Genomic DNA, 24,914 nt, shown 5'->3' on the forward strand with positions numbered 1-24,914 from the left:
GGCGGCTCTATCGGCGGCGCCGGGAGGACGTGCCGAAGACGCCCCGCAACAGCTCCCGGCCCAGTTGGGTTCCGAGCGAGCGGGCCATGCTTTTGAGGCCGCCGCCCAGCGCGCCGCCCAAGGCTCCGGCGAGATCGTCAGCCATGCTTCCGCCTGATTCCTTCCGGGCCTGCGGCGCTGTGCGTTCGCCGCTGCGTGGCCGTTCGGGGACCGGGGCCGGCCTGCTGCTGGGGCGGCCCAGGATTTCCTCCTCGATGCGCCGGGCATCGGCGTCCACTGAGGCCTGGTCCAGGGTTTCAGGAACGGGGCTTCCGGGAACGGGACTATTGGGCACAAAAATGTCCGGGTTCGGAGTTGGAGGCTGCCCGGGCGCCGCCGCTCCGGTGGGGGCGGCGCTCTTTCCTGAGATCTTCTCGTAAGCGGAGACGTTGTCCACGGCCGTGCCGTATTTTACGAGCAGCGCGGAACCGGCCACGGTGCTCTTGACGAGGTCCTCCGTGCTGGGGCCCATCACTGATTCCGGGGCACGGAGGCGGGTCAATGCCACCGGGGTGGGGGCGCCCTTTTCATTCATCACCGTGATGACGGCTTCACCGATTCCGGCCGAGGTCAGCGTTTCCTCGAGGTCGTAGTCGCTTACCGGGAACGTGGACACGGTGGCTTTCAGGGCCTTGGCATCTTCCGGGGTGAACGCACGCAGGGCGTGCTGGATGCGGTTTGCCAGCTGGCCCAGGACATCGGCCGGCACGTCCTTGGGGGTTTGGGTGACAAAGAAGATGCCCACGCCCTTGGAACGGATGAGCCGGACAGTGGTGGTGATCGCCTCCAGGAATGCCTTGGAAGCGTCGTTGAAGAGCAGGTGGGCCTCGTCGAGGAAGAAGACCAGTTTGGGCTTGTCCAGATCCCCGGCCTCCGGCAGGTCCTCGAACAGGTCTGCGAGCAGCCACATGAGGAAGGTGGAGAACACCATGGGCTTGGTCTGCAGCGTGGGCAGTTCCAGGCAGGTGATGACGCCGCGGCCGTCAGGGGCGGTGCGCAGCAGTTCGGCGGTGTCGAACTCGGGCTCGCCGAAGAAAGCTTCCATGCCCTGGGCCTCAAGGGTCACCAGTTCGCGGAGGATGACACCGGCTGTCGCCTTGGAGAGGCCGCCCAGCGCCGCGAGCTCGTCCTTGCCCTCGTCCGACGTGAGGAACTGGATGACCGCCCTGAGGTCCTTGAGGTCGATCAGTTCCAGGTTGTTCTTGTCCGCAAAGTGGAAAACGAGCTGCAGGCTGGATTCCTGGGTGTCGTTGAGCTCCATGATCCGCGAAAGCAGGATGGGACCGAAGGACGTGATGGTGGCCCGGACAGGAATGCCGTTGCCGTCGCCGCCGAGGGCCAGGAACTCCACGGGAAAAGTCTTGCCCGCCCAGGCCTGGCCGATACTGTCCGTGCGCGTTTTCAGTTTCTCGCTGCCTGTGGCGGCGGTGGCCAGCCCGGAAAGGTCTCCCTTGATGTCGGCGAGGAACACCGGCACCCCGGCTGTGGACAGCTGTTCCGCCATCATGTGGAGCGTGACGGTCTTGCCTGTGCCTGTTGCTCCGGCCACCAGCCCGTGCCGGTTCATCATGGCCAGGGGCAGCCGGACGGGGGCGTCCTTGTGGAGTTCGCCGTCGACGATTGCGGCCCCCAGCTCGATGGTGGCGCCGTCCAGGGTGTATCCCTTCTGGATGGTGGCGACTTTATCTGCAGTGGATTTGATGGCCATGCCGATAGCTTAGCCGCGGGTGCCCAGATCTTTGCTGAATGCCAGGAACTTGATGGTTTCGGGATCGGCCGCCACATCGAACAGTGGCTCGTACCCGGAGTTCAGGTAGAGGTGCTTCGCTTCGGGCTGCCGCGGACCGGTGGTCAGGTACACCTGGCTATAGCCGCAGCGGACTGCCAGGGCCTCAAGCTCAGTGAGCACGAACCGTGCCAGCCCGCGACGGCGGTGGGCCGAGTGCGTCCAGATCCGTTTGAACTCGGCTGTCTCAGGCCCGTGGCGCCGGAACGCCCCTCCCGCCACGGATTCTCCGTTCTCCTGGACGATCAGCAGCGCTCCTCCCGGCGCGGCGAATTCCGCCGCAGGGTAGCGGTTGAGTTCCTCGGCGGCGGCCTTACGGCCGAACAAATCGCCATACCGGGTGTCGTACTCCTCTGCGAGCTCGTCCAGCAGCGGCCGGACCCGCGCGTCATGCATCGGCAGGTTCAGCACGTTCAGCGCTGACACCTCCAACGGGGCCCCCGCCTGCAACGACGACGGCGGGACGGTTAGTTGTTCCATGGTTGGGCCTTTCCCGACACGGCCGCTACAGCCGTCTCTTCAGCGTCACGGCCTTCACGATCGCCGTGTCCGGGTTCTACTCCGTCGTGTTGGTCCTCAGCCAGCACGCGAAGGACCCGCCGTGCCAGCGCATCGTTCTCCCGGAACGGTGCGGCGTTCGTCCCGGGGCGGGCGAAGGCGCCGGCGCCCCAGCCGGAGGTGTGCGGGCCGACGGCGAACAGCCTGCGGTTTGGTTCCCCCACCGGGCTGACGAGTTCGCTGGCCGGGGAGACCAGCAGGCGCCCCGTTGCGTGGAGGCCAACAGCCGTGAGGACCGCCTGCTCGCTGCCCAGCCCGGAGCTGTGCAGATGCCGCAGCAGCGGATTCGCCGAGCCGGCCACCGCTGGCGCAGGCAGCCGTGCCTCGATCAAGGCCGCGGCCCGCACCTGCATCCTGCCCTGGGCGGACGCAGCGACGAACTGCCCGGACGCCTCGTCGAGGGCGATTTCCAGCCCGGGGCCGAGGAACTGCAGCAGCCCTGCCCGGTGGAGTGCCAGCAGTTCCCGGAGGCGCTGCGGCGGCGGGCCGGAATCCACGAAGCTGAAGAAACCGTGCCACCAGCCATGAACCGCCTGCTGCGACCGCGCATTGAGTCGTTCGGCCGGGACGAGCCGCCCGAGCTCCATGTACACCTTGAGCAGTGCGGTGAACAGGGCAAGCGTCTCCGAGTGGTCCGGGCTGGTCCGCAGCCGGAGGTCGTGCTCGATGTAGGCCGCCACGGCGCGCTGCACGTCGTCGTGCCCGGCGAAGTCACGCCCGGCAAACGGATGGTCCAGCTGCTCGAAGTCCAGATGGAACTCCGTGTCCGGAACCGACTCGAGCACCAGCCGTTGGCGTTCGGCGCTGTACCAGTCCAGTGCGCCGAACCGGTCCGAAAATTCGTCCCAGCCGATGTTCACGCGTTCCGGGTAGCCCGTGAAGAGCTCGCGGAAGTAGCCGTACCCGGCGTCCTTGGCGATCAACGGCCAGAGGTGGGTCCGGAAGTCCAGCTCCCCGTGCTGAGCCAGTAAGTCCTGAACGGCAGCGGTGGTGAAGAAACGGGGGGCGCCGGGCACTTCGCCGCGGAGGGTGGAGGAAATCTTGGAGTGGTAGGGGACCCCGCGCCGCGAACCCGCCCAGAGACGCGGTTCCCCGCCGGACGGAACATACGCCAGGCCGCCGTCTGGCGTTTCCTGGAACCGGCCGCCCCGGCCTTCTGTCAGCAGGACCACCAGGTCAACGAAGGCCAGCCCCATGCCCGAGACGATCACGTCCTGGCCGGGGGCCAGCGCTGAGTAGTCGACGTCGGTGGTGTAGCTGGGGGCCGCGTGGTAGCCGCCGTGCCTGGCGGCAAAGCCGGCAAAGCGGGCGGACGCCTCGTCAGGCAGCGAATCAGTGTGGCCCAGGGCGGAAACCACGACGTCGGCGTCCACCGTGGCGCCACCGGCAAGCCTCACGCGGTACCCGCCGGTGCCGTTGTCGCTGTCGGAATCGATCCGGACAGCGGTGTCCCGGTGCACAGTAACTGTGACGTCCGTGCCCAGCGCGGACACCGCCCGGCGGAAGAACCACTCCAGGTAGGCGCTCTGCAGCTGTCGGGTGGGAAACGAGGTGCCGTCCAGGGCGTGCAGTTGGCGCCGGAGCTCCGCCGGAAGCGGCGGGACGTCAGTGATGGTGCGGTCCAGCACTCCGGCAGCCCATGCGGCGAGCCCGGGGCCGTCGGCGGCGGGGCCCTCGCAGGCAACGGAGGCGTCCGTGAACATGGTGATGTCAGCCGCTGCGGAGTTGAGCAGGAGCCCCGGATGCTGGTCGTAGCGCCAGATCCTGCCGGAGCCGGGAGTGTGGGGCTCGATGACCTGGATGGCCAGCGGACCGGAAAAGAGCTCCGGCCGGTTGGCCGCGAGGCGTTCCAGGATGCCGGCCGTCCGGGGACCGCCGCCCACAAAGGCCACGGAAGGGATGTTCGCTGGCACGGCTGGACTCCTGTTCAGGCGGGATGGTCAGGGACCGGGGCTTTTCGCCTCATGCTAGGCAACAGGCCTTGCCCCGGTCGACGCCCGGGTCACGGCCGTTCACGGCGCGTAATGCCGCGTAAATCCGCGCAAGAAAACGACTCATGACGCCGTGAGAACCTCTGTGAACCCATGCAACACGCCGCCTTGATCCGGGTTTCCGGCCTCCCTAGATTTGCACCAATCCGAACCTGACAAACCAACCCAAGATGACGAGAAGCGAGGTGGCGCATGAGTTCAACAGCAACCCGGGCAGCGCAGTCCGCAGCTGGGCCGGCGTCCGCCGGAACCGACGCAAGTGTTCCCAATTCCGGCCAGTCCGGTGAGTCGGGCGGCTCCCAGGTGCCCGAAGCGCGCCGGCCCGCCAACGACTACGCGGACTACCGGCTGGTCCCGTCCCGCCACCCGTGGCGCTGGGTGGGCACCGCAGTGGTGGCACTCGGCGTTGCCGCAGTGGTGTGGTCACTGGCCACCAACCCGCGCTGGGAATGGGGCGTGGTGGCCCAGTGGTTCACCGCGCAGTCCGTGGTCAACGGGCTGGTGGAAACCCTCAAGCTGACCGCCATCTCCGGTGCGCTCGGGTTCATCCTGGGCTTCATCCTTGCCCTGATGCGCCTCTCCGCTTCCCCGCTGCTGGTCTCGGTGTCCTGGACCTTCTCCTGGATCTTCCGATCCACTCCGCTCCTGGTGCAGATGCTCCTCTGGTACAACCTTGGCTACCTCTACGAGAAAATCAGCCTGGGAATTCCCTTCACGGACGTCCGCTTCTTCGAAGTCCAGACCACCACGCTGATCAGCCAGTTCGCCGCAGCAGTCCTTGGCCTGACCCTGAACCAGGCGGCCTACTCGGCGGAGATCATCCGCGGCGGCATCCTCTCGGTGGACCAGGGACAGCTGGAAGCAGCGGCCGCCCTCGGCATCCCGGCCTGGCGGCGCTCCACCCGGATCGTCCTGCCGCAGGCAATGCGGGCCATCCTGCCCACCGCCTTCAACGAGATCATCGGCTTGGTCAAGGGCACCTCGATCGTTTACGTCCTCGCGTACTCGGAGCTGTTCTACACCGTCCAGGTCATCTACAACCGCACCCAGCAGGTTCTTCCCCTGCTGCTGGTGGCCACCCTCTGGTACGTGGTGATCACCTCCGTCCTGAGCGTTTTCCAGTACTACATCGAGCGGCACTATTCGAAGGGGGCAGTGCGGACCCTCCCGTTGACGCCGCTCCAGAAGGCCCGCAGGTTCTTCGCCACCCACGCTGCCGTTACCGACAACCGAGCAAGGAGCACCCGATGAGCACGGCCGTCGCAGCACCCGCAGCAACGCGCGGACTGGTGGAAATCACCAAGGTCCGGAAATCCTTCGGGACCACGGAAGTCCTCAAAGGCATCACCCTGACCGTTGAACCGGGCGGCGTCGCCGTCATCGTGGGGCCGTCCGGGTCGGGCAAGTCCACCCTGCTGCGCACCATCAACCACCTGGAAAAGGTGGACGGCGGCTTCATTGCCATCGACGGCGAACTGGTGGGCTACGAGGTCCGCGGAAAGCGGCTCCATGAACTGCGCGAGAAGGACATCCTCAAGCAGCGTACCGAAATCGGCATGGTGTTCCAGAACTTCAACCTCTTCCCGCACCTCACGGCACTGGAGAACGTGACCGAGGCCCCCGTCGTCGCACCGCGCTCCGGCAAACCGCGGCTGACCAAGGCCGAAGCCCGGACCCGCGGACTGGAGCTGCTGGATCGGGTAGGGCTGAAGGACCGCGCCGATGCCTACCCGCGCCAGCTGTCCGGCGGCCAGCAGCAGCGCGTGGCAATCGCCCGGGCCCTGGCACTGGACCCCAAGATCCTCCTCTTCGACGAGCCCACCTCGGCGCTGGACCCGGAACTCGTCAACGAGGTTCTGGACGTCATCCGCGAACTTGCCACCTCCGGGACCACGCTCATCATCGTCACCCACGAAATGGGGTTTGCCCGCGATGTGGCAGACACCGTGGTCTTCATGGACCAGGGGCAAATCGTGGAACAGGGCGCCCCCCAGGACATCTTCACCAAACCGCAGGAAGAACGCACCCGGAGTTTCTTCTCCAAGGTGATCGAACCCGCTTTCAATATCTAAGGAAACCTCCATGGCATCGACCAACAACCGGCTCCGGGTTGCTTCAATGACAGGCAAGGCACGAGTGCGCTCCCTGCCGGCCGTCGTCCTTCTCGGGACTCTGTCCGGCACCCTGGCGCTGAGCGGCTGCGCCGATCCCGGCGCCGCGGCGTCGGATTCGTCCGGCAAGCCAGGGACGACGGCGGCACGCAACGGCGTCGTCTACAACACCTCACCGGACCAGCAGCGCATCCGGGCGGAGAAGGACGCGGCGCTCGCCGCCAAGGTCCCCGAGCTGATCGGCAAGGACGGAAAACTGACCGTTGCCACCACTGCCGGTTCCATCCCGCTGTCCTTCCACGCCACGGACGACAAGACCCCCATCGGCTCCGAGCTGGACATTGCCCAGCTAGTGGCGGACAAACTGGGACTCGAGCTCGACGTCCAGGTCACCTCCTGGGAGAACTGGCCGCTGAAGACCCAGTCCGGCGACTTTGAGGCCGTGTTCTCCAACGTGGGCATCAACGCCGCCCGCGTGAAGCTGTTCGACTTCGCCAGCTACCGTGCCGCGTACATGGGTTTCGAGGCCAAGAAGAGCTCCAGCTATGACATCAAGGGCGCGGACGACATCTCCGGCCTGAAAGTGTCCGTGGGCTCCGGAACCAACCAGGAGAAGATCCTGCTGGCGTGGAACAAGGAACTGGAGGGCAAGGGCAAGGCGCCGGCGGTGCTGCAGTACTACTCCTCCGACGCCGACACCATCCTGGCGCTGTCTTCCGGGCGCACGGACCTGAACATCGCGCCCTACCCGTCCACGGCGTACCGCGAGAACACCCGGGACGACCTGAAGATCGTGGGCAAGGTCAATGCCGGCTGGCCGTCCGAGACCCTGGTGGCTGCCACGTCGCTCAAAGGCAACGGGCTGGCCCCGGTCATCACGGAGGCGCTGAACTCCGCCATCAAGGACGGCTCCTACGGCAAGGTCCTGGAACGCTGGGGACTGTCCGAGGAAGCCCTGCCGGAATCCAAGACCGTCACCGAGGCCAACTTCGGGACTGCCAAATGAAGTTCCAGGTCCTCGACATCATCCCTCACCTGAAAAACCCGGTCACGGGGGCGATCGTCTCCACGGCTGACCGGCTCAACCAGGTGGTCCGGACCGCGCAGCGTGCGGAAGAGCTGGGCTACGACAGCTTCTCGGTGGGGGAGCGGCACGCCGGGGAGTTCATCTCGTCGTCGCCCACCACCGTGCTGGCCGCGATCGCCGCTGTTACCAGCCGGATCCGGCTGCAGAGCGGGGTGACCGTCCTCTCCGTCCTTGACCCGGTACGCGTCGCGGAGGATTACGCCACGATCGACCAGCTGAGCCGGGGTCGGCTGGAACTGGTGCTCGGTAAGGGCAACGAAGTGCTGCAGTACCCCCTGTTCGGACTGGACCTCGAGGACCAGTGGGACCTCCTGGCGGAAAAATACGTGCTCCTCCGCCGGCTGTGGCGCGAGGAGAACGTCACATGGTCCGGAAGATTCCGCAGCGCGCTGACAGAACCAACCACCACCACGCCACGGCCGTTCGCCGGTGCACCCCGCGTCTGGCACGGTTCAGCCACCACCCTGACGTCCGCCGCGCTCGCGGCCCGGTGGGGCGATCCGCTGTTCACCGCCAACGCCATCCAGCCGCGGGAAAACTACCAGGTGCTGATCGATCATTACCGCGAGGAATATGAACGGCACGGGCATGATCCGCGGCACCAGTACCTGGGATCGGGCAGCGGCGCCGGCGGAGTGTTCATTGCCAAGACCACGCAGGAAGCCAAGCGCCAGTTCGGCCCCGTGTACGAGGCACTGACCGCGGGCCGTGACGTACCCGGAAACAACTCCCCGTTCCGGGACATCCACCACGCTGTCGCGGAAGGGCCTGTCCTGGTGGGCAGTCCGGAGCAGGTGGTGGACAAGATCCTTCGCTACCAGGAGGTTTACGGCCACGACCTCCAGTCCATCTCGCTGCCCACCACCCTGCCCTTCGAACAGCAGCTCGACATTCTGGAGTGGTTCGCCCTGGAGGTCATCCCCAAGGTCCGGGCGGCCGCCCCCACCACGCTGTGGGAATCGGGGGATCCTTTCGGCGGCCGTCCGGAGTCTGCCGGAGCCACCGAACCGGACGCCGCCGCTGCCGTCACGGCCGACCACGAGAACTACAGGAGCGATCATGCCCACGTCTACGCACACTGAAACCGCGTTCGCCGCGGACTGGGCCGAGTGGCACGCTGCCCATGAGCGGCACCGCGCCGATCCCCATGGCTTCCTCGCGGTCACGCATCTGCACTGGCTGGGCGCTGAGCCCGCGCGGCTCGACGGCGTTCCCGGCACCTGGAGCGTGGAGGACGACGCCGTCCGCCTGGTTTTGGCGGAGGGCGAGACCCTGCAGCAGGACGGCAGGGAACTGAACAACGGCGGCGGCACCACCGTGCTGTTTGGACCCATCGCGGAACGCGGCGGGGTCAACCTCGCGGCGGGGGACACCGTCGTCGAACTGGCCAAACGCGGCGGCGAATACATTGTCCGGCCGCGCCACCCGGATTATCGGCTGCTCCGTGAGTACCAGGGCACGCCGGCATACGCGCCGGACCCGGCATTTGCCGTGGAAGGAACGTTCGTCCCGTTCGACGAGCCGCGTGCCACCACGGTGGGGGCCGCCGTCGAGGGCATCCAGCACGTATACGAGGCGCCCGGCCAGGTCAGGTTCCGGCTGGGCGGGCTGGACCTGACGCTGACGGCGTTCAACGGCCACGCGCCGGGCAGCCTGTCGGTGCTGTTCACGGATGAAACGTCCGGCAAGACCACCTACGCGGCCAACCGCTCGCTGACCGTCGCGGCGCCCGGCCCTGACGGCAGGGTCAGCCTGGACTTCAACCGGTCCGTGAACCTGCCGTGCGCCTACACGGACCTGGCCACGTGCCCGCTGCCCCCGGCCGAGAACCGGCTGCCGGTAGCCGTGGAAGCCGGCGAGAAGACCCCCACCGAACGTCAGGACGAACGATGAGCAACGCAAACAACACCCCCGGAGGCTGGGGCTTCCTGGCGCTGGAACTTGACGGCGCCACCGGAGGAGACACGGCAGGAGCCGCCCCTGCGCTCGCAGCCGCTGTGCTGGCCGCCGAATCGGCCGGTTTCCACGCCGTGACCTTCCGGGATGCCCCGGAGGAGGGGAGGCTCAACGCGCTGCAGCGCGCCGCCTTCGCCGGACCGCTGACCCGGCGGATAGCGCTGATCCCGGAGGTTGACACGGCATATACCGAGCCCTTCCACGCCGCCACCCAGCTGGCCAGCCTGGACTATGTCAGCGGCGGCCGCGCCGGCTGGATTGCAACAGCGGCCGACGACCGCGCTGCGGCCGCTGCCGTCGGACGCACGCATGTCACGGGCGACGGCCTTGCCCGGGAGGCCGCCGCCTCCATCGAGGTCAGCCGCAGGCTGTGGGACTCCTGGGAGGACGACGCCGTGATCCGCGACGTCGCCAGCGGCCGTTACCTCGACGCCGGGAGGCTGCACTACGTGGACTTCGACGGCCCCGGTTACTCGGTCAAGGGACCGTCCATCATCCCCCGTCCCCTGCAGGGGCAGCTGCCGGTGTTCGTACCCGCAGCCCTCGTGGGCGACGGCCTGGTTGAGCCCGCCGCGGTGGATGCCGTCCTGGTGTCCGCCCCCACTGTGGAACTCCTCGCGGACGAGGTCCGCGAGGTGCGGGAGCGGCTGGGCGGCGGATCGCCCGCCGTCGTGGTGGAGCTCGACGTCGTACTGGACGCCCGCGGCCAGACGGCTGCCCAGCGGCTTGGAGGAGAATCGTCCGCCTCAGGGGAGGACACGGGGGGCGAGGCTGCCGGTGCTCAGCGGGCACGCTTCGCCGGATCTGCCGCCGAACTGGCAGACCTGCTGACTGAAGTACTGGAGGTGGCAGACGGGGTCCGGCTGCATCCGGCCAGGTTCGACGTCGACTTCCAGGAACTGTCCCGGCTGGTACTCCCGGAACTCCGGCGCAGGGGAGTGCTCGCCCAGGTGTCGCAGGACGGGACCTTCAGGGACCTGCTGGGCCTCGAACGTCCAGCCAGCCGCTACGCCGCAACCGCCGTCGGAAACTAGGGGAAAACCATGACACAGCACAGCCGTGCTAAATACCAGCCGAGCGTGAAGCTCCAGTTCGGCATCTTCTTCCAGGGCGTCAACTCGGGAACCATCTGGAAGGCCGCCGAATCCGGCTCGCAGACCGACTTCGAATCGTTCCGCCGCATCGCCCAGACAGCGGAACGGGGACTGTTTGCCGCCTTCTTCCTGGGCGAGGGGCTCCGGCTCCGTGAGCACCTTGGCCGCCCGCATGAACTGGATGTCGCCGGACGCCCCGATGCCCAGGCCATGCTCGCAGCCCTGGCCGCGGTGACCTACAACATTGGACTCGTTGCCACCCAGAACACCACCTACAACGATCCGGCTGACCTGGCGCACCGGCTGTCCTCGCTGGATCTGCTCTCCGGTGGACGCGCGGCGTGGAACATCGTCACCACAGACAACGCCTGGACCGGTGCCAATTTCCGCCGCGGCGGGTACCTGGAGCACGCTGACCGCTACACGCACGCTGAGGCGTTCGTGGAGACCGCCAAGCGGATCTGGGATTCGCATGACCCGTCCGACGGGCAGTGGCGACGGGTGGTCCACGAAGGGCAGCACTACACCGTGGACGTGACACCGCGCCTGCCCCGCAGCGCCCAGTACCGGCCCGTTTTGTTCCAGGCCGGGGACTCCCCGGAAGGCCGGAACTTCGCCGCCCGGCAGGCCGACGTCATTTTCTCCGCCCACCCCAAGCTCGACGACGCCCTGGACTTCCGGCGCGACATCGTGGAACGGACGCTGAACGCAGGACGCGGGGCGAACGACGTCAAGATCATGCCGGCCAGCGAGTTCATCCTTGCCGCGACGCCGGAAGAAGCCCGGGCCAAGAAGGCCTGGGTCCGCAGCCTCCAGATCGGCCCGCAGCAGGCCATCGCCTACCTGGAACAGTTCTGGGGACGCGAACTGGGTGAATACGATCCGGACGGCCCGCTGCCGGAGATTGATCCCGTGGTGGAGGAAACCTCCGAGACCCGCGGAAGCGGCTTCCACGGGGCCAAGGCGCGGCAGCTGGCCGACCAGTGGCGGGCCGAAGCCAAGGAGAAAGGACTGTCCATCCGCCAGTTCGTCTCCGCCAAGACCAGCCGCGTGGACGCCACCTTCAACGGCTCATACTCCGAGGTGGCCGACCGGCTGGTGGTATACGCCCGCACCGGCGCCGTGGACGGCTTCAACATCTCGCCGTGGCTGATCCCGACCGGCCTGGACGACATCGTCAACCACCTGGTGCCCGCCCTGCAGGAACGCGGCGTCTACCCCACCGAATATGCCGGCAGCACGCTGCGGGAGAACCTGGGGCTGGCAACGCCGGAACGTGTGGAGGCCGCAATCGGGGCTGCGCCTTCGGAAGCGAGGGTCTGAGCTGATGGGCGACGACGTGTCCGGCACGGAAGTGGGAGATCCTGACCGGGAGTCCGCCGCGGATACGGTAAAGCTGCAGCTGACCATGTGGCAGCAGTACCTCTAGTCAGTCCTTCGGGGCCTGGGCGATCCGGACCATGTTGCCGGCGGGGTCGCGGAAGGCGCAGTCACGCGGCCCCCAAGGCTGATCGATGGGCTCCTGCATGACCTCGGCGCCGGATGCGCGGACTTTCTCGAAGGTTGCGTCGAGATCGTCGGTGCGGAACACGAGCATTGGCAGGACTCCCTTGGTGAGGAGCTCCTGCATCATGTCCCCGTCTTCCGGGGAGCGGCCGGCATGCGGTTCGGAGAGCACGATTTCCAAGCCCGGCTGGGCGGCGCTGCCGAGGGTGATCCAGTGGAATCCCCCGGAGGCCACGTCGTTGCGCAATTCGAGGCCGAGGGCATCGCGGTAGAAGGCAAGGGCCTTTTCGGTGTTGTCGACGGTGATGTTGCAGTACTGGAGTGAAATGTTCATGCCACCAAGTTATTCGGCGGGCGTCAGCGCCGCTTCTCGAATACTGCTCACTTGGCGGACGCCCCCGGCACCGGAGCGCCGCCGGCTGGGCCGCGTGGCAAGCCTGGCCACGCAGCCCGGCATCGCTTTCACCGCGCCGTGCTCCCGGAGCCGGTACGCGCTGGGCGGCTCTCCTACGAGTTCCGTGAAGCGCGAGCTGAAGGAGCCCAGCGAGGTACAACCCACGGCCATGCAGGCATCGGTCACGCTCATGCCGCCGCGGAGCAATGCCATGGCCCTCTCGATCCGGCGGGTCATCAGGTAGCTGTAGGGAGTCTCGCCGTAGGCGGCCCGGAACTGCCGCGAGAAATGCGCCGGCGACATCAGGGCCTGGCGCGCCATGGTGGGTACGTCCAAGGCCCGGGCGAAGTCCCTGTCGATCAGGTCCCGCGCCCGGCGCAGGTGCGCCAGGTTGGCGAGCTCTTGCGGGGTCATGTCACGAGCGTACGCCGTGGCGCCCGGGAGCGCCACGGCGAAGTGCAGGGCAGCCGCCGGCCACCCTGCACGTCCTTGTCGCAAGCCGGACTACTTCTTCGGCAGTCCCGCCGGGTTGAGTTCGGACTTCTGGACGGCCTCCGCGCTCAGGCCCCAGCGGTCCAGGATTTTGGCATAGCTGCCGTCTTCGATCAGGTGGTTCAGGCCGGCCTGGGCAGCAGCGGCAAAGCCGTTGCCCTTCTTGGTGGTGGCCGCGATGCTGGCCTTCAGCGGCCAGCCGCCGTCCACCAGGCCCACCAGCTTGGTCTTGGCGTCGGACGCCGCTTTGAAGGCCGCCGTCGCGTTCGGTCCGAACGTCAGGTCCGCGCGTCCGGACTGGAGGGCGAGCGAGGAGGCCGAGTCGTCGTCGTAATACTGGAACTCCACAGCCGGCAGGCCGTTCTTCTTGTTCTCCTCATCCCAGCGCAGCAGGATGGACTCCTGGTTGGTCCCCGAACCCACAATCACGCGCTTGCCGGCAACATCCGGAGCGGACTCCACCTTGCTGATGGAGCTGTCGCTCTTCGCGTAGAAGCCGAGTTTGTCATCGCGGTAGCTGGCGAAATCGAACTTGAGCTTCCGCTCCTCGGTCACCGTGACATTGGACAGCACGGCCTCGTACTTGCCGGACTCGACGCCCAGGGGCCAGTCCGCCCAGGCCGTGGGAACGATGTCAGCTTCCAGGCCCAGCGTCTGGGCCAGTGCGATGGCGATATCCACCTCGTTGCCCACCGGAGTCTTGTTGTCCGTGGCGTAGACGGCCAACGGCGCTGCGAAGGGGCTGACGGCCACCGTGAGCTTGCCGTCCTTCTTGATGGCTTCCGGCACCAAAGCCGCGGCTGCCGGGTCAACGGCGGCTGCCCCCCGGTTCTGCTCGGGGGAGAGGTTGAACTGCTTGACGCCTGTGGCGGACGTCGCCGGACCGGACGCCGGGGCCGCTGCGGCGCCGGGGTCTGAGCAGGCCGCAAGCCCCAGCAAAGTGGTGGCTGCCAGCGCTGCGGTGACGCCGGGTTTGAGTGAAAATCGGGCCATGGTTTCCCCTTGGAAGTGTGCGGATTTCGTGCTTGTGCCAGCAACTATCCGGCAGCGTGAAAAACCGGTCAAAGCACTGTGAAACCCGGCGATACAGGGGGTAACCGGGGTTAATCCGGCGTCCGCCGGCGTCACGGAAACACTTCCAAGGGCTGCGGCGGCCGGAACGAAGCTGCCCGGCCGCCGCGGCCGTCGGGGGAGGCAGGCCTACTCTCCGAGGGCCTTGGTGACTTCCTTTGCCACGTCCTCGCTGGACTGCGGATTCTGGCCGGTGATCAGGTTCCGGTCGCGGACCACGTTGGAGCTCCAGGCGGCGCCGTTCTCCACGATCGCCCCCTTTTCCTTCAGCACTTCCTCCACGAACCACGGGGTGTTGGGTCCGGTGCCGCCGTTGAGTTCCTCGTCGTCGGAGAAGACGGTGAGGCGACGGCCCGCGAACGCAAACTTCCCGTCGTCGTCAACGGCGCTGAGGAGGCCTGCGGGACCGTGGCAGAACGGCGCGATGACCTTGCCGGCCCGGTCTGCCTCAGCCAGGATGCGGCCCAGGGCGGCGTCCTTGTAGAGGTCCGCCATGGGGCCGTGGCCGCCCGGCATCACCACGGCGTCGTACCCGGAGGGGTCGACGTCGGCGAGCACCAGCGGAGCGGAAAGTTCGGCGTCGATCTTGGCGAGGTACTCGCGGAAGCTGTCGGCCCGGTCCTGGCCGCCGGCAGACTCTGCGGCGAGGCTCACCTCATCCACAGTGGGCTTGGCGCCGGCGGGGGTTGCAATGTGCACCGTGTGGCCTGCGTCGCGCAGTGTCTGGTGCGATACCACCAGCTCCTCCGCCCAGTAGCCCGTGGGGTGCTGGGTGCCGTCCCGCATGGTGAGGGAATCGGCGGCGGATACCACCATCAGAATGTTTGCCATGATGTTGCTCCTGTCCGGCCGGCCCGTTCGGGTCGGCTCTTAAGGGCGCCAACCCGCTAAGCCTGCTGAGTATTCCTGCGGGGCCGGGGTGCGCAGTAAGCTTTGGCATGGCCACATCACTGCTGAAGATGGTTCTGTCCGTTGCCTCGGCACTTGCCCTGGCCCTGATGGGTGGCAGTCCGGCGACAGCGGGACCGCCGCGTACGTCCGATCGCGTGGGCATCGATGTCTCGTGGCCGCAATGCGGAAAGACTCTGCCCGAGGGGCTGGCTTTCGCGATCGTGGGCGTCAACAACGGACTCGCGAACACCACGAACCCCTGCCTCGGGGACCAGCTTGACTGGGCCGATTCGACGATTGTGGAAGACCAGGTCACCAGCCAGCCGCGCGTCGCCCTCTACGTGAACACCGCCAACCCCGGGCTGGCCGGGTCCTGGTGGCCCAAATCCAACTTCTACATGGGCGCCGTTGTGGACAATCCCTACGGGAAGTGCCAGGGCCAGAACGACAAGGCCTGCGCCTACGTGTACGGCTACGCGAAAGCATACGACGACGCCGTGCTCCGCGGCGTTGACGGCCCGGAGGACTACTTCTGGTGGCTGGATGTGGAGGCGGAAAACAGCTGGCAAGCCGATACCGAAGCCAACCGGGCCGACCTGGAAGGAATGACCGCCTACTTCGAAAGCATCGGCGCCGACGTCGGAATCTATTCCACCGGCTACCAGTGGGGCAGGATTGCGGGGACGGTCCCCTCCACCAGCAATCTGGCGGGGCTTCCCAGCTGGCTTGCCGGTGCGCGAACTTTGAAGGGCGCCCAGTCCAATTGTTCGTTGGCGGGGCTTACGCCGGGCAGCACAGTGCAAGTGACGCAGTATGTTTCCGGCGGCCTGGACTACAACTACGCCTGCGAATAGCCATCTACGCTCACGGTCACGACATAGCACAAGCGAGCTAAAAGGAGCGGGGTCGCCGGAAACAGCTGCCCCGCACCCGCGTGTCCGGCGCCACGGCGACATCGAGAAATAACCCGGGCGCCGCCGTCGTTGTCGCCAGTGTGCCTGTTCCGCAACCGGAACGGTGACCGCAACGCTCCGCTACGAAAGGCCGGCTCCTCCGTGACTGTTCCGCTTTCCATCCTTGACCTGGCCACCATCGCTAAGGGCCAGACGGCGGCCGAGAGCTTCGCCGGCAGCGTGGCCATGGCGCAGCGGGCGGAAGAGCTGGGCTACCGCCGGGTCTGGTATGCGGAGCACCACAACATGTCCTCCATCGCTTCGTCGGCGACGAGCGTGCTGATCGCCCACATCGCGGCCAACACCAGCACCATCAGGCTGGGCGCCGGCGGCGTGATGCTGCCCAACCACTCCCCGCTGACCATCGCCGAGCAGTTCGGCACGCTGGAGACGCTGCATCCGGGCCGCATCGACCTCGGCCTGGGCCGTGCGCCCGGCAGCGACCAGAACACCATGCGGGCACTCCGCCGCGATCCGATGTCCGCGGACAGTTTCCCGCAGGATGTCCTGGAACTGCAGGGCTACCTCACCGGCCCCACCCGCATCCAGGGCGTTGAGGCGACGCCGGGCAAGGGCACCAACGTGCCGCTGTACATTCTGGGGTCCTCGCTTTTCGGGGCCCGGCTCGCAGCGCAGCTTGGACTGCCGTACGCCTTCGCCTCGCATTTCGCTCCCAATGCCCTGCAGGACGCGGTGGCCATCTACCGCCGGGAATTCAAGCCTTCGGCCCAGCTGGATGCCCCGCACGTGATTGCAGGCGTCAACGTGATTGCGGCCGATTCCGCCTCCGAGGCCCAGGAGATGTTCCAGGCCACCAAGCGCGCCCGCGTGTCCCTGTTCTTTGGCAACGGCAGGGCGTTCACCGACGACGAGGCGGACATGATCCTCGACTCGCCGCAGGGCCAGCACGTAGCCCAGATGATGAAATACTCGGCGATCGGGACCCCGGATGTGGTGATGGACTACCTTGATGGGTTCGCCGCCCACGCTGACGCGGACGAGCTGATCGTGGCCCACCAGAGCAACGGAACCGAGGCCCGCCTGCGGTCCGTGGAACTCCTCGCCAGCGCTGCGGGGCTGGTCCGCGCCTGACGCATGCCCGGTCCGGCAAACCGGAGCGGTGCTAATGTTGCCGCGTGAGTGCACACAGCCCGGATGTCGACACGGCGGTCCACGTCGGGACCATTGACATGATCGCCCAGCTGCGCGGGGTCGATGCCACGGGCGCCGGCTTGTCGGACCGGATTTCGCGGCAGCTCGAGAGCGCTATTGCGGTGGGCCTGCTCAACGACGGCGATAGGCTACCACCGGAAAATATCCTGGCCGAACAGCTTGGCGTATCCTCCATTACGTTGCGCCAGTCCCTCGCCGAGATGCGGTTGAAGGGCCTGGTCGAAACCCGCCGCGGGCGCGGCGGCGGCAGCTTCATTAGCGGAAAGGCGCTGGCAACTCCGGAGCAGCTGGTATCCGAATTCAAGCGCCGCAGCCCGGAGGATCTGCGTGACCTGGGCGATCTCGCCGCCACAGTAGCGGCGGGGGTGGGCCGACGGGCGGCACTGCGAGCGGACGAGCAGGATCTACGGCGTTCCCGCGAACTTGCAAGCCGTTTCGCACGCGCCTCAACAGCAGAGGAGCTGCGCCGAACCGACAGTCGTTTCCATATCAGTTTGGGCGTGGCAGCCCAGTCGCGCCGGCTGACGAACGCCACTATCCAGGTCCACAGCGAGCTGGCGGCCCTGATGTGGATTGCCGGGGCCTCCACGGCATCCATCAAGACGGCCAGCGAAGAGCACGACGCAATACTCGACGCCATCGAACGACGCGACGAGGAGGCGGCCGACCGGCTCTCCGCCGCGCACTTCGAGCGCGAATCTGAAACGTTGCTGGACTTCTTCCTCGAACTGGCAACCACTACCAAGCCGGAGGAAGCATGAGCTCGGAACAGCTCTCCCGGGTCATCCGCGCGACGGCCGAGCTCATCGGGGCGCGCCTGGATGCAGTTTTTGCGGACCTCAATAACCTGCTTCCGGATATCCTGCGCGTCGCCGACGCTGCACCGGATCGGCGCCCCGCAAAGGCCGATTTCGAGCCGCTACGTCCTCAACTGCAGGCCATCATGGCCCGCCACGAGGGATTGGTGGACGGCGCCGGAATAGCCTTCGGCCAAGATGTCCTTCACGACGCTGCATCGTGGCTGGAATGGTGGCGCCTGGGGCAAGGCGGTGAGCCCGAATTCGCTGCCCACGTTTTCAACCCGGATTCCATCCGCTACTACGACTATTCGGCGATGAGCTGGTTCCGACTGCCAACCACTACCGGGCGCTCCCTGGCCATGGGGCCCTACATCGACAGCGGCGGCACGGACCTTAACATCGTGACTCTGGCCGTTCCCTTCCAGACCGCGCACGGGAGCCCGAGTGCGCTGGGGGCGGACCTTTTCCTGCCAGTATTAGCGTCGATTTTCTTGAAATCTGTGGCCACCAGGGACCGCGCCGTGGTCATGGTGAACGATGGCGGGCGTGTGGTCACGTCCAATACCGCCCGGCACTCCACCGGGACGCTCCTGAGTGCCGCTGACCCGTCGGCGCTCGCGGCCCTGTTCGAGGACTACGTGCCGGTGTCTTCCACAGTGCCGGGACGAATCCCTTGGCATGTGGGAGTCCTGAAGAACGGCTGACCGCCCCGCGATAGAAATTTCCTCTCGCACTCTTGTCAAACATTTAAAACTAAATTTCAATTGAATTATCTTCCCCGAATGTGATGCGGCGCACAGTCTGAGCGTCGGTCGCAACAACGCACCCGAGAAATCCGGAGTCCGCGATGACGCAGATAATTTCCCATACCCTCCCCCAAGTCCGCCGCGCCGGCAGGGCAGGCCACCGCGATGATGCGCTGGCTCCCGCCGGCCACTTCATCAACGGCAGCTTTATCCGCGGCAGCGGCGGCAGCATCGACGTCGTCAACCCCGCTACCGGAGAGGCCATTACCGCGGTGGCGGCCGGGACCGCTGACGACGTGGACAGCGCCGTGGCCGCCGCCCGGGCGGCGCAGCCTGCGTGGGGGGCCATGACACCGCGCGAGCGCTCCGAAATGCTGCACCTGGTCGCGGACCGCCTGGCGGCGAACTCCGGGGACCTTATGCGGCTGGAGTCCCTCAACACCGGAAAGCCCCCGGCGGTGGCACAGGACGATGTCAGCAGCGCTGTCGACAGCTTCCGTTTCATGGCGGGGGCCTGCAGGGCAACGACTTCCCTTGCCGCAGGTGACTACGCCGCAGGGCATACTTCCGTCATCCTGCGCGAGCCCCTCGGCGTCGTCGGTGTCATCACGCCGTGGAATTATCCGCTCCTGATGGCGGCTTGGAAGCTCGCTCCCATCCTGGCCGCCGGCAACACCGTGGTGCTCAAGCCCTCGGAACAAACACCGTTGACCACTTTGAAGCTGGCCGAACTCATCGCGGATATCGTTCCGGCCGGCGTTGTCAACATCGTCACGGGTTATGGGGATCCTGTGGGGTCCCGGCTGTCCGCCCACCCCGACATCGCACTCGTGGCGCTGACCGGCAGCGTTGGCAGCGGCTCCGCCGTCGCCGCCGCGGCTGCACCCTCGCGCAAGAGGGTGCATCTTGAGCTTGGCGGCAAAGCCCCGGTCCTGGTGTTCGCCGATGCGGACCTCGCCGAGGTTGCCCGGGGGATCCGGACTGCCGGCTTCTGGAATTCCGGCCAGGAATGCGGCGCGGCCTGCCGGATTCTGGTGCACGAAAGCGTCGCCGAGGCCCTGACCGAAGAGCTCGTCCGCGAAGTCGGCACCTTGGTGGTCGGCGAGCCTGGTGCCGGTGCCGACGTCGAGATCGGGCCGATGGTGTCTGAAGCCCACTTCGAGCGAGTGAAGGGTTTCCTGGAACGCGCCGCCGATGAAGGACTCCAGGCGGCGGTGGGCGGCGGTCCGCTGCCGGGACCCGGATACTTTATCGCTCCCACCGTGTTGACCAATGCCCGCGAGGGCTCCGAGGCCACTCGCAACGAGATATTTGGGCCCGTGGTTACGGTGGAGACCTTTGCGACCGATGAAGAAGCCGTCCGCCGGGCCAACGAGACCGAGTACGGCCTGGCCGCGTCCGTGTGGACAAACGACGCTAAACGCAGCACTGCGATTCCCCGGAAGCTGGATTTCGGCACTGTCTGGGTCAACTCGCACCTGGTACTCGCCAACGAGGTGCCGTGGGGCGGCTTCAAGGGTTCGGGTTACGGCCGTGATCTCTCGCTCTACGCCCTGGACGATTTCAGCCGGACCAAGCACGTCATGACCAACCACGGCGCCTAGGCGCTCGACGCCCGCGCCTTTTCTTGTGCATTTCGCACACCGCAGCTTTCGTTGACAAACCAAGGACCCGCCATGCCCACCAAGACCCTGACCACCGTGTTCCCCGCCGTTCCGCACGAAATCCACCGCCAATGGAGCAACTGGGGCGGCAACCAGTCAGCCACGCCCGCCTACACCGTCCGCCCCCGCACCGACGAGGAAGTGCTCGAGGTGGTCCGCTATGCCATCAAGGCCGGCCTGCCCGTTCGCGCCGTTGGTGCCGGGCATTCCTTCACCCCGCTGGTGCAGACCGGCGGGATCCTGCTGGACCTGGCCGCTATTTCGGGGATCACCGGAACCGACTCCGAGCGACTGCGGGCGCGGGCGCGGGCCGGCACTGCCATCAGCGACTTCGGCGAACCGCTCTGGAATGCCGGGCTCTCCCTGACCAACCAGGGCGACATCGATAAGCAGGCCATCGCCGGGGCACTGTCCACCGGTACCCATGGCTCCGGCGTCGAACTGGGCAGTTTCTCCTCCGCCCTGCGCTGGGCGCGGCTGATTAACGGCCACGGCGAGATTGTGGAAATCGGTGAACACGACCTGCGCGAACTTAAGGCCGCGCAGGTGGCCCTGGGCACGCTCGGAATCCTGCTGGAAGTGGAGCTGGCGGTCTCTCCGCGCTACCACTTGGCTGAGCAGATCACGTACCCCACGTGGAGTGAAACGGTGGCGAGTTGGGATACTGATATTGCCAGCAACCGCCACTATTCCTTCCTCTGGTGCCAGGGCGAGGAATCAGCCGGGCTGTATGAACTGCCCACTCCCGCGGGAGAATCCATGATCAACCGCAGCTACACCAAGCGCTACAACGCCGTTGAGCTCGACGAAAGCACCGATCTTTCCAGTGCTGAAGGGGCCCGGCGGGACAGGGCCTACCGCATTTACGCCGGCGGCTTCATGATCCCGTTCCACGAGCTGGAATACTATGTGCCCATGGAGCGCGGCCGGGAGGCTGTGGAGGCCCTGCAGGACCTGATCCGTACCCGCCACGCGGACCAGAAGTACCCCATCGAAGTGCGGTGGGTGAAAGCGGAAGAGGGTTACCTTTCCCCCTTCCAGGGCAGGAACACCACCGTGCTCTCCGTCTCCGGTGCCCCCGGCACCAACTACTGGCCCTACCTGCGCGATGTCGACGAGATGCTCCAGGATTTCGATGCCCGGGCCCACTGGGGCAAGATCCACTTCCTGACCCGCGAACGGGTCGCCGCGCTGTACCCGGGGTATGAGGAGTTCGTGGCCGTGCGCCGGGAATTCGATCCCCACGGCGTCTTCCTCAACGACCACACCCGCGCCCTGCTGGCCTGATCAACGAATCGGAACCGGACCAACCATGGAAATCATCGGCCAAGTAATCATCTACATCATGATGGCGTTCCTGCTCGTCGGGGCGGTCAGTGCCATCTTCAATGACGACAAGGGTTTCGGGAAGGAGTTCAAAGACGGCATCTACTCGATCGGGCCCATCTTCCTGCCCGTGGCGGGCATCATGTGCTTCATCCCGATCCTCAGCGACCTGGTTGCCCGCTATGTGGCACCGCTGTACTCCTTGCTGCACGCCGACCCTTCGTTGGCGGCAACCACGCTGATCGCCGGCGATATGGGCGGCTACCACCTTGCCCACGAGACTGCTGGCAGCCACAGCGCCTGGATCATGGCTTTCGCGGTTAGTTTCACCGCCGGCTCCACGATCATCTTCTCCATCCCGGTGGGCCTGGCGATGCTCCAAAAGCGTGACCACAAGTACATGGCCCTCGGCGTGATGGCGGGCCTGCTGGCGATCCCGTTTGCCGTCTTCATCATCACGTTGCTGCTCCATGCCGCCCATACCCCGCTGCGGGAGGACGTCTCCACCAGCTCCGCCTCGACGATGCCCTTCGACCTGCCTTTGGGCGAGATCCTGCTCAACCTGTTGCCTCTGACGGTCTTCGTGATCCTGCTGGCGCTCGGGCTGCGGTTCGCTTCCCGGATCATGGTCACCGGTTTCATCTACTTCGGCCGGCTTCTGGACGTCCTGATCAAGTTGGCCCTGGCGCTGTCCGTGGTGCAGTACTTCACCCACGTGTTCGACGTCTTCGGGCCCTGGCCGCTCGCGCCCTTTATTGCCGACGCCGATGACCAGTTCCGCGCACTTGAGGTCGCCGGCTATATCGGAGTGATGCTGGCAGGAGCCTTCCCCATGGTCTATGCCATCCGTACCTGGCTTGCCAAACCGCTGGAAAAGGCCGGTGGGAAGCTCGGTTTTAGCGAAGAAGGGGCGACTGGCCTGCTCGCGGGCGCCGCCAATATCTTGGCTCTCTTCCGTATCATCACGCTGATGCCGCCGCGGGACAAGGTGCTGACCATCGCCTTTGCAGTGTGTGCGGCGTTTACTTTCGGCGACCACTTGGCGTTCAGTGCCAATTTCCAGCCGAACATGGTCTTTGCCCTCATTATCGGCAAGCTTGCCGGCGGCGTCATCGGCATCGTGCTGGCGCTCTGGCTGGCGCTGCCCTACGCGAGGGTGCTGGAATCCGAGGACCGCGCGGCGGGTGTGATCCGCCCCGAGGAATACCGCCACTCGCACCTTCCCGCCCATGCCCGGGAGGACGCCGTGTCGCAACCTGCAGGCGGGGCGGCAAAGCCTGAATCCGAGGTCGGCGCCATCCGCACCCGGGTGGACTAGCGCCGCCGCTACGTCGCCGCGGCGCCGGCGGGCACCATCACCGGCGAGGGAACCGTGGTCAGGCCGTCCTCCGCCTGGACCGGTGAGGCAAACCTCTCCGGCGGCGCCTACGTGGACCTGAAGGCCGGGGCCTCCCTGGACATTCCGCTCCCGGCCTCCGACCAGCCCCATAACATCTACCCCATCGTGAATCGGGGGCCCGTCCGGCAGCAGCGCCTGGACGTCCGCCAAGGGGCCGCTGGGCACCACGGAAAACGGCGGGGCAGGGGAGCAGGGCATCACGGATTCCCCGGGCATCCTCTTCCCCTACTCCCTCAAGCGCGCGCTGTCCGCCGGGCTGACCGCCGTCGTCGGCACCACCAATGGAAATGTTGCGCTGGACGCACTGCTCCTGCAGCCGCAGATCTCCACGGTGTCGGTTTCCGGGGCCGGCGGCGATTCCACCCTCTATGTGAGCGCGGCAGGTCCACAACCGTGAAGGAGGTGGACATTCCGGACGGATGCACCATGGTCCAGCGCCAGTATGATTCTTCCGGTCAGCCGGTCGCAGGCGCGAAGAACGACGCCGGCACGCGATCGGGGCGCGTGACGGTAGCGCCCGGGGGCTTCACCATGGTGACGTTCCTGGCGCGCTAAATCCGGCAGTTGCGGTCCGGTGCCGTCGCGGCACCGGACCGTGAAGCGGCGCGGCACCCGTGTGACAGGAAGAGTCGGCTGAGGCCGATGTGACAACACCAGCCTGCACAGAGTCTAATAAGGGCATGACTCATGAGCCGGACGTACGCCGTGCCCTGGTCATTGAGGACGATGACGACATCCGCGGCCTGCTGGTCCACATTCTGACCAAGCAGGGCTTCCAGGTGGCCGCCGTATCAACCGGGCGGGCCGGAGTCGAGCTGATGCAGCGCGAGGGCGCCGAACTGGTGACGCTGGACCTCAACCTGCCGGACATCGACGGCGTTCAGGTCTGCCGCGAACTGCGCAAGTTTTCCGATGCCTACATCCTGATGATCACAGCCCGCGGCGAGGAACTGGACCGCCTTACCGGGCTCGACACCGGCGCGGACGACTACCTCACCAAGCCTTTCAGCCCCCGCGAGCTCGGGTCCCGGATCACCGCCCTGTTCCGCAGGCCGCGCGCCAGTGCCGTCCACGAGGCCGCAGCCCAGGACGAATTGCGCCGCGCCGTCGAAGTCCAGCGCAGCCTCCTGCCGGCGGAGGGGTTGTCCCTCGACGGGTTCGACATCGCCGGATCCTTCCGGCCCTCCCGCAATGTGGGCGGCGACTTTTTCGATTGGTATCCCAGCGACGGCGGGCTGCAACTGACGCTGGCCGATGCGATGGGCAAAGGCATGGGCGCCGCGCTGATTGCCGCCACAGTCCGCGCCGTCATGCGTTCCGTGGCCCACCGGAGGCCGCTCAGTGAGGCCTTCAACTCGGCTGGCAGGATCCTGGAAGCCGACCTCGAACAGTCCGCGTCCTTCGTCACGCTCTTCCACGCCAGGCTCGACGCGGCCACCGGCATCCTGCAGTACCTGGACGCCGGCCACGGCCTGGCGCTGCACATCAAGGCAGACGGAAGCTGCTCACGGCTGCTCACTGGCGGGCCGCCGGTGGGGGCGTGGCCGGACCAGGAGTGGGATGCGCATCAGGTTTCGCTGGAGCCCGGCGATTGCCTGGCTGTTGTCAGCGATGGCCTGCTGGACGTCTACCCCGACGTCGAGGTTCTCACGGCCGTCGTGGCCGGCACCGTCTCCGGGCCCGCCAGCGCGCAGGCTGCCTGCGACGCCGTCCTGGAGCTGGCGTCGGGCCGCGACGTTTCGGATGACGCCACTGTGGTTGTGCTGAAACGGGCGCGGGCTTAGGGGCCCGTCGCCGGCTCGGAAAATGGGTGCACGGAGCCTCGGCAAACCCGGGCCGCGCATACGTTACATTCCTGCAATGACAGGGATATTCTG

The 24,914-nt window shown here is 66.6% G+C and carries 23 protein-coding genes; 16 read left to right on the forward strand and 7 right to left on the reverse strand.

Going from position 1 to position 24,914, the window contains the following annotated elements:
* Window positions 1-7: 7 nt before the first annotated feature.
* From JOE31_RS02710 to JOE31_RS02720, 3 genes are read right to left on the reverse strand one after another with little or no spacing between them, the layout of a single operon-like run.
* Window positions 8-1,747 carry a helicase HerA-like domain-containing protein gene (locus tag JOE31_RS02710; RefSeq protein ID WP_209742014.1) on the reverse strand — a complete coding sequence of 580 codons (1,740 nt, stop codon included), beginning with the start codon at window positions 1,745-1,747 and terminating at the stop codon, window positions 8-10.
* 9 nt (window positions 1,748-1,756) lie between these two features.
* The gene (locus JOE31_RS02715) at window positions 1,757-2,305 is read right to left on the reverse strand and encodes a GNAT family N-acetyltransferase (protein ID WP_209742015.1); all 549 of its coding nucleotides are present in this window, start codon (window positions 2,303-2,305) and stop codon (window positions 1,757-1,759) included.
* On the reverse strand, window positions 2,293-4,296 hold the full coding sequence (locus JOE31_RS02720) for an FAD/NAD(P)-binding protein (protein WP_209742016.1): 2,004 nt from the start codon (window positions 4,294-4,296) through the stop codon (window positions 2,293-2,295). Before JOE31_RS02720 ends, JOE31_RS02715 begins: the two co-directional genes overlap by 13 nt.
* Window positions 4,297-4,566: 270 nt before the next feature.
* On the opposite strand from JOE31_RS02720, the gene JOE31_RS02725 reads away from it, so the two are divergent.
* From JOE31_RS02725 to JOE31_RS02755, 7 genes are read left to right on the forward strand one after another with little or no spacing between them, the layout of a single operon-like run.
* On the forward strand, window positions 4,567-5,625 hold the full coding sequence (locus JOE31_RS02725; RefSeq protein WP_209742017.1) for an amino acid ABC transporter permease: 1,059 nt from the start codon (window positions 4,567-4,569) through the stop codon (window positions 5,623-5,625).
* The gene (locus JOE31_RS02730; protein ID WP_280872555.1) at window positions 5,622-6,446 is read left to right on the forward strand and encodes an amino acid ABC transporter ATP-binding protein; all 825 of its coding nucleotides are present in this window, start codon (window positions 5,622-5,624) and stop codon (window positions 6,444-6,446) included. The genes JOE31_RS02725 and JOE31_RS02730 overlap by 4 nt, the downstream gene beginning before the upstream one ends.
* 46 nt (window positions 6,447-6,492) lie before the next feature.
* Entirely contained in the window at window positions 6,493-7,491 is a 999-nt protein-coding gene (locus JOE31_RS02735) for a transporter substrate-binding domain-containing protein (RefSeq protein ID WP_209748093.1), read from the forward strand.
* Window positions 7,488-8,654, forward strand: coding sequence for an LLM class flavin-dependent oxidoreductase (locus JOE31_RS02740; protein ID WP_209742018.1), 1,167 nt, complete (start codon window positions 7,488-7,490; stop codon window positions 8,652-8,654). The genes JOE31_RS02735 and JOE31_RS02740 overlap by 4 nt, the downstream gene beginning before the upstream one ends.
* Complete coding sequence (locus JOE31_RS02745) at window positions 8,632-9,465, forward strand: DUF1684 domain-containing protein (protein WP_209742019.1); 834 nt, start codon at window positions 8,632-8,634, stop codon at window positions 9,463-9,465. Before JOE31_RS02740 ends, JOE31_RS02745 begins: the two co-directional genes overlap by 23 nt.
* Entirely contained in the window at window positions 9,462-10,562 is a 1,101-nt protein-coding gene (locus JOE31_RS02750; RefSeq protein WP_209742020.1) for an LLM class flavin-dependent oxidoreductase, read from the forward strand. The genes JOE31_RS02745 and JOE31_RS02750 overlap by 4 nt, the downstream gene beginning before the upstream one ends.
* A gap of 9 nt (window positions 10,563-10,571) precedes the next feature.
* Window positions 10,572-11,945 (forward strand): NtaA/DmoA family FMN-dependent monooxygenase, encoded by a 1,374-nt coding sequence (locus tag JOE31_RS02755; protein ID WP_209742021.1) that lies wholly within the window; start codon window positions 10,572-10,574, stop codon window positions 11,943-11,945.
* Window positions 11,946-12,051: 106 nt separating this feature from the next.
* On the opposite strand, the gene JOE31_RS02760 is transcribed toward JOE31_RS02755, so the two are convergent.
* The 4 genes from JOE31_RS02760 to JOE31_RS02775 all read right to left on the reverse strand — a co-directional run bounded on the left by JOE31_RS02760 (window position 12,052) and on the right by JOE31_RS02775 (window position 14,916).
* On the reverse strand, window positions 12,052-12,462 hold the full coding sequence (locus JOE31_RS02760; protein ID WP_209742022.1) for a VOC family protein: 411 nt from the start codon (window positions 12,460-12,462) through the stop codon (window positions 12,052-12,054).
* A gap of 9 nt (window positions 12,463-12,471) precedes the next feature.
* Window positions 12,472-12,936, reverse strand: a complete 465-nt coding sequence (locus tag JOE31_RS02765) for a helix-turn-helix transcriptional regulator (RefSeq protein WP_209742023.1) — start codon at window positions 12,934-12,936, stop codon at window positions 12,472-12,474.
* Window positions 12,937-13,026: 90 nt separating this feature from the next.
* The gene (locus tag JOE31_RS02770) at window positions 13,027-14,007 is read right to left on the reverse strand and encodes an ABC transporter substrate-binding protein (RefSeq protein ID WP_209742024.1); all 981 of its coding nucleotides are present in this window, start codon (window positions 14,005-14,007) and stop codon (window positions 13,027-13,029) included.
* Between the two features lie 207 nt (window positions 14,008-14,214).
* Window positions 14,215-14,916 carry a type 1 glutamine amidotransferase domain-containing protein gene (locus JOE31_RS02775; protein ID WP_209742025.1) on the reverse strand — a complete coding sequence of 234 codons (702 nt, stop codon included), beginning with the start codon at window positions 14,914-14,916 and terminating at the stop codon, window positions 14,215-14,217.
* 107 nt (window positions 14,917-15,023) lie between these two features.
* Between JOE31_RS02775 and JOE31_RS02780 the strand changes: the two genes are divergently transcribed.
* The 9 genes from JOE31_RS02780 (at window position 15,024) to JOE31_RS02820 (ending at window position 24,821) form a co-directional block, all read left to right on the forward strand.
* Window positions 15,024-15,830 carry a hypothetical protein gene (locus tag JOE31_RS02780; protein WP_209742026.1) on the forward strand — a complete coding sequence of 269 codons (807 nt, stop codon included), beginning with the start codon at window positions 15,024-15,026 and terminating at the stop codon, window positions 15,828-15,830.
* A 201-nt stretch (window positions 15,831-16,031) separates the two neighbouring features.
* Complete coding sequence (locus JOE31_RS02785) at window positions 16,032-17,021, forward strand: LLM class flavin-dependent oxidoreductase (protein WP_209742027.1); 990 nt, start codon at window positions 16,032-16,034, stop codon at window positions 17,019-17,021.
* Between the two features lie 44 nt (window positions 17,022-17,065).
* Entirely contained in the window at window positions 17,066-17,863 is a 798-nt protein-coding gene (locus JOE31_RS02790; RefSeq protein ID WP_209742028.1) for a FadR/GntR family transcriptional regulator, read from the forward strand.
* A complete protein-coding gene (locus tag JOE31_RS02795; RefSeq protein WP_209742029.1) occupies window positions 17,860-18,606 on the forward strand; it encodes a cache domain-containing protein in 747 nt (248 codons plus the stop codon). The genes JOE31_RS02790 and JOE31_RS02795 overlap by 4 nt, the downstream gene beginning before the upstream one ends.
* Window positions 18,607-18,749: 143 nt before the next feature.
* Complete coding sequence (locus tag JOE31_RS02800; RefSeq protein ID WP_209742030.1) at window positions 18,750-20,252, forward strand: aminobutyraldehyde dehydrogenase; 1,503 nt, start codon at window positions 18,750-18,752, stop codon at window positions 20,250-20,252.
* Between the two features lie 72 nt (window positions 20,253-20,324).
* The gene (locus JOE31_RS02805) at window positions 20,325-21,599 is read left to right on the forward strand and encodes a D-arabinono-1,4-lactone oxidase (RefSeq protein WP_209742031.1); all 1,275 of its coding nucleotides are present in this window, start codon (window positions 20,325-20,327) and stop codon (window positions 21,597-21,599) included.
* A gap of 25 nt (window positions 21,600-21,624) precedes the next feature.
* The gene (locus JOE31_RS02810) at window positions 21,625-22,956 is read left to right on the forward strand and encodes an ethanolamine utilization protein EutH (protein WP_209742032.1); all 1,332 of its coding nucleotides are present in this window, start codon (window positions 21,625-21,627) and stop codon (window positions 22,954-22,956) included.
* A gap of 474 nt (window positions 22,957-23,430) precedes the next feature.
* Window positions 23,431-23,592, forward strand: a complete 162-nt coding sequence (locus JOE31_RS02815; protein ID WP_209742033.1) for a hypothetical protein — start codon at window positions 23,431-23,433, stop codon at window positions 23,590-23,592.
* 125 nt (window positions 23,593-23,717) lie between these two features.
* The gene (locus JOE31_RS02820; RefSeq protein ID WP_209742034.1) at window positions 23,718-24,821 is read left to right on the forward strand and encodes a PP2C family protein-serine/threonine phosphatase; all 1,104 of its coding nucleotides are present in this window, start codon (window positions 23,718-23,720) and stop codon (window positions 24,819-24,821) included.
* Window positions 24,822-24,914 lie beyond the last annotated feature (93 nt).

Source organism: Arthrobacter sp. PvP023 (genome assembly GCF_017832975.1).
Lineage (GTDB): Bacteria > Actinomycetota > Actinomycetes > Actinomycetales > Micrococcaceae > Arthrobacter.